General features: G+C 42.4%; 5 protein-coding genes. 3 read left to right on the top strand and 2 right to left on the bottom strand.

What is annotated here, in order from left to right; genetic code table 11:
* Positions 1 to 116 precede the first annotated feature (116 nt).
* Complete coding sequence (locus B4K26_RS04045; protein ID WP_296243716.1) at positions 117 to 1,238, bottom strand: ABC transporter substrate-binding protein; 1,122 nt, start codon at positions 1,236 to 1,238, stop codon at positions 117 to 119.
* Positions 1,239 to 1,489: 251 nt separating this feature from the next.
* Here B4K26_RS04045 and B4K26_RS04040 point away from each other — a divergent pair, with 251 nt between their 5' ends.
* Genes B4K26_RS04040 through B4K26_RS04030 form a run of 3 tightly spaced genes read left to right on the top strand, consistent with a single transcriptional unit; the run spans position 1,490 to position 3,390 of the window.
* The gene (locus B4K26_RS04040) at positions 1,490 to 2,287 is read left to right on the top strand and encodes a 3-oxoacyl-ACP reductase (protein ID WP_296243715.1); all 798 of its coding nucleotides are present in this window, start codon (positions 1,490 to 1,492) and stop codon (positions 2,285 to 2,287) included.
* Positions 2,288 to 2,346: 59 nt separating this feature from the next.
* Positions 2,347 to 2,604 (top strand): hypothetical protein, encoded by a 258-nt coding sequence (locus B4K26_RS04035; RefSeq protein WP_296243714.1) that lies wholly within the window; start codon positions 2,347 to 2,349, stop codon positions 2,602 to 2,604.
* A gap of 24 nt (positions 2,605 to 2,628) precedes the next feature.
* Positions 2,629 to 3,390 (top strand): hypothetical protein, encoded by a 762-nt coding sequence (locus tag B4K26_RS04030; RefSeq protein ID WP_296243713.1) that lies wholly within the window; start codon positions 2,629 to 2,631, stop codon positions 3,388 to 3,390.
* Here B4K26_RS04030 and B4K26_RS04025 read toward each other — a convergent pair.
* On the bottom strand, positions 3,387 to 4,190 hold the full coding sequence (locus B4K26_RS04025; RefSeq protein ID WP_296243712.1) for a Cof-type HAD-IIB family hydrolase: 804 nt from the start codon (positions 4,188 to 4,190) through the stop codon (positions 3,387 to 3,389). The genes B4K26_RS04030 and B4K26_RS04025 overlap by 4 nt on opposite strands.
* Positions 4,191 to 4,399 lie beyond the last annotated feature (209 nt).

Below are 4,399 nucleotides of genomic sequence, written 5' to 3'. Positions count from 1 at the left end.
GTTATCTAGGACAGCCCCAAAAAATAAATAAAAACGCTGACTCTATCAAGTCAGCGTTTTTTATAGTAATAATTATTCAAGACGGCTATTAACAAACAGCCATTAACAAACAACCATTAACGTCCTGTTTTGAGCTTATCCCAATACTGCTGATACACTTGCAACGCTTCATCGCCAACGTCTTCTTGAAACTCCGCTTTTGCCAATACTTCTTTGCTAGGATATATGGTTGGGTTATTACGAACCTCTTCGTCCATCAATTCGCGAGCGGCCATATTTGGCGACGCATAACCAATCTCTTCACTAACGATTTTAGAGTTTTCAGGACGCAGCAAATAGTCTATAAACTTATGAGCCGCATCGACTTGTTTGGCGTTTTTGGGAATCACAAAGTTATCCATCCATAAGATAGCACCCTCGGTTGGGTATTTATACACCAAGCTGGTCAAACCTTCGTTATTGGCAATAACGGCCTCGCCATTCCAGGTCATACCAACCGTGGTTTCGCCTTCCATATATGGCATTCGTGAGGCATCCGAATTAAAGGTTTTGACGTTTGGCATCAAGGTTGTCAGCTTCTCATAAGCGGCTTTGATTTCATCAGGGTTTTTACTATTTCCTGAATAGCCAAGGGTCGATAGCGCCATAGCAAAAACTTCGCGCATATCGTTCATCAGCATCACTTGACCTTTATACTCAGGACGCCACAGGTCGTTCCAGCTATTAACAGTCGCAGGGTCAACTGATTCGCCGTTGATAGCAAGTCCGGTGCTACCCCACATATAAGGAATCGAGTATTTATTATCCGGGTCAACTTTGGTATTGGTAAAAGACGTATCAAGATTTTTAAAGTTGCTTAATTTGGATTTATCAAGCTCTTGTAGCAGTCCTTCTTTGGCCATCTTTTCCACATAATACGTCGATGGAATCGCTAGGTCATATTGGCTCGAATCATCGAGCAGTTTGAGCTTGGCATACATGGCTTCATTAGAGTCAAAGGTGGTGTAATTGACCTGAATGCCCGTCTCTTCGGTAAAGCCATCGAGAATCTCTTGCGGCATATATTCAGACCAGTTATAGAGATTTAGCGTTTCCGTACTGGCAGCTGCGTTTGTATCATTTGCATTATCTGATTTGCTACAGCCCGTGATCGTCAGCCCAATAGCGGCGCACAATAGTGCTTTAGGCAGTACTTTGATAGAGGCGCGAGTAGACCAATTGGATGATAAATGGGACAAAGTGTCTCTCCTAAATTAAGGCAAAAGTGGAAAAGCAGGCAAATAATGCCGAAATGACTGTATTCATTATACGGTTATGGTTGTGGTAAGTCGAAATTTAAAGGGCAACTATATATCTTTGATTGCAATCATCAATGCCATAGGGCTTAAAGTAAATACGATTAACTATGCTATGCTTGGCGCTGTTTGTTTTTTACGCTCTGTAAAAAAACGATGATTTATGGATATCAAATAATAAAGGATAAAAAATAATGGATAACTCTCAAACTGCAATTCCTGCATTATTAACGGGTAAAGTTGCTATTATCACTGGCGCAAGTCGAGGTCTTGGCGCACAAATCGCTCAGCAAATGGCAGCGGCAGGCGCGAGCGTTTGCGTCAACTATCTTCATAGCAAGGAGGCCGCTGAAACGGTAGTCGAAGATATCGAAGCAGCAGGCGGGACAGCATTCATCTATCAAGGTGACGTGACAGATTTGGCACAAATGCAAGCGATGGCAGCAGAAGTGGTTGAGCGTTTTGGTCGAATTGATATATTGGTGAATAACGCTCTGCCAAGTTATCAGTTTAATCCAAGCGCTGATTACACCAGTATTGAAACCGTTAAATGGTCGCATTTTTCCCAGCAAATTGACGGCATTGTCCAAGGTGCGGTTAATACGGTTCAGGCCGTCTTGCCACAAATGAAATCGCAAAATATGGGAAAGATTATTAATATCTCAACCAATCTCATTTATAATCCAGTGGTGACATATTATGATTATACGACGGCAAAATCAGCGTTGATTGGTCTGACGCGCAATTTAGCGAGCGAGCTTGGTCAATATGGCATTCGGGTGAACTTGCTGGCAGGTGGACTGCTTAAAACTACGGATGCAAGCAGTTTAACTACTGAAGAGGTGTTTGATTATATCGCTACGACGACACCACTGCGTCAAGCGACTTCGGTAAGCGATTTCGCCAATTCAGTATTGCTAATGGCGTCTGATTTGAGTGCTGCAATTACTGGTCAATCTATCGCGGTCGATGGCGGCTTAACCATGCCGTAATTGCTTTATAGGTAAAGGCGCCTGAGCTGAATTTGATTGAATTGCATAAGAGAAGTTATATGAATAACCGTAACATCGCTGGCATCGTGACTGCCGTGCTAGGACTGTGCGCTGTCATTACTTTTTTTAATACTGGCATGGATACGCCAGTATTAAGCTGGCCGTTAGAAGCTTATCTTGGAGTCGCATTTACCATAGGCTGGTTGACCAATATACATTCCACTTTGGCTTATTTACTTGCAGCATTGCTATTTATTTTGATTGCTTTTGGATTATATAAGCTGGGCAGTTGGGTATATGGGTTGGTAGCTAAGTAAAGCGAGTGGCATAAGGAGCCGGAAATGATACCGCCTATTGATAAGTGTTTAAAGCAAAAGCAGCAACATATCAATGACTTTGTTCGCCGCGCCAATGCCATTTTACCACTTGACAATCCGCTATATTTTGACGGGCATTTTATCAGTGGTCAGACTTATCGCCCTGATGTTTTATTCATAGGAATCAACCCTGGTCATCGCGATTGGGACAATATTGAAGGTCGACGCGCTGGTATTAAGCTGATTGATTATCACTCCACACCTTGTAAATATATCGCTGAGGCAGAGGCAGGAAATCGTTTTGCTAAGCGAATTATTAACGTGGTCTGTGATAATGAGGTTAGCCGACTTAAACACTGCGCTGAGACCAGTCTGTTATCCTATTTCGCCAGTCCAAGAGAGCACGTGGTTCAAAAGCAAATCAAAGCACTACCAAAAGCCATGCAACGTGAGCATAAGCAGCTGACGGAACTGCCGCTTGAGCAGCTGCGACCTAGGCATATCGTCTGTATTGGTTGGCGAACCTTTGATGAGTTTATGAATCGTTATGCTCAACATGCAGATACGTCAATTAGTCGAGCATCGACCAAAAAGCTGCCTATTCAGATGAAAGGGGTGGAAAAAATGATGGATTACTACTCTAGAGTCGAGCTAGAGGGTATCAGTGTTCACGGTGTCAGGCATTTTTCAACCCCGCTCAGCCACGCCATGCTCGATGATCTAAAAACCATCTTTAAAAGTGTTTGGGAGGATATCGAAAAGAGTAAAGAAAAAGGTTCGGCTTAAACCGTTTCCTTAATAAACGGCTTCACTACGGACTGAATACCATGCTCTTCAATCGTCCCTGTGACAAAATCCGCGCGTTCTATTAGCTCGGGTTTTGCGTCGCCCATGGCTACGGCGTAGCCGACTAGATCAAACATCTCTAAGTCGTTAAGTCCATCGCCAAACGCCATGCACTCGCTTGCATCGATACCAAAATGCTGACAAACATCTAAGATTCCGCGCGCTTTTGAGGCATCAATTGGCAAAATATCAGCGACAGAATCATGCCAAGGTACCAGCTTTAAGTCTTGCGCTGCAAAGTTCACATTTTGCATTTTTTTATCTTGATCATCTAAAAATACCGAACACTGATAGACGGTATTAAATCGGCAATAATCAGGATCAATGATGCTACAGCTCTTGATTTTATCGTGATATCTGTTTTGCCATTCGTGTTCATCTGACCAGATAATATGAGTGGCAGAGTCAAATTTATAAACCAAGCCACTTTGCTGACAAAGCTGAGTAATGGTGGAAGACTGCTCATCGGACAATGGATAGTGGCTGATAACGCGCTCATTATCAAAGCTGTATTGGCCATTCATACAGATAATCGCATCTAAAATGTCCGCCTCAAGCAATGCGATGATATCAAGAGGTAATATCGGCTTTGAGCGTCCGGTTGAAATCACCAGTTTGATATCGGTCTTTGCAAGCGCTTCAAGCGTGGCTTTATTATGCGGGGCAATTTCACCGTTTCGGCTTAACGTATCGTCGATATCAAAAAAAATCATTTTTGGGGTGGGGGTTTTATTATTCATAGTGGCTTTGAAAGTCCTGTTTATAATAAAGAGTGTAATCTTACCATCTCTGATTATTGAAAGCGTATTAACGATAAAATAATAACGTAGGTGTCATAAAATGGACCACATAAAAGATAGCTAGTAGTATAGGTTTCACTATCTAGATTTTAAGCCACTAAAAATCGACTTGTTATTCAAGAAAATGCTAGGGCGTGTCATCAATTAGC

The organism is Psychrobacter sp. UBA6766 (genome assembly GCF_002453355.1).
In the GTDB taxonomy this organism is placed as follows: domain Bacteria; phylum Pseudomonadota; class Gammaproteobacteria; order Pseudomonadales; family Moraxellaceae; genus Psychrobacter.
Note: the sequence above shows the minus strand (reverse complement) of the source record. Positions and strands in the feature narration are given on the sequence as shown.

Coding starts and splice junctions, on each gene's coding strand:
- B4K26_RS04040 (WP_296243715.1), top strand. CDS start 1,490: ATGGATAACTCTCAAACTGCAATTCCTGCATTATTAACGGGTAAAGTT.
- B4K26_RS04035 (WP_296243714.1), top strand. CDS start 2,347: ATGAATAACCGTAACATCGCTGGCATCGTGACTGCCGTGCTAGGACTG.
- B4K26_RS04030 (WP_296243713.1), top strand. CDS start 2,629: ATGATACCGCCTATTGATAAGTGTTTAAAGCAAAAGCAGCAACATATC.
- B4K26_RS04025 (WP_296243712.1), bottom strand. CDS start 4,190: ATGAATAATAAAACCCCCACCCCAAAAATGATTTTTTTTGATATCGAC.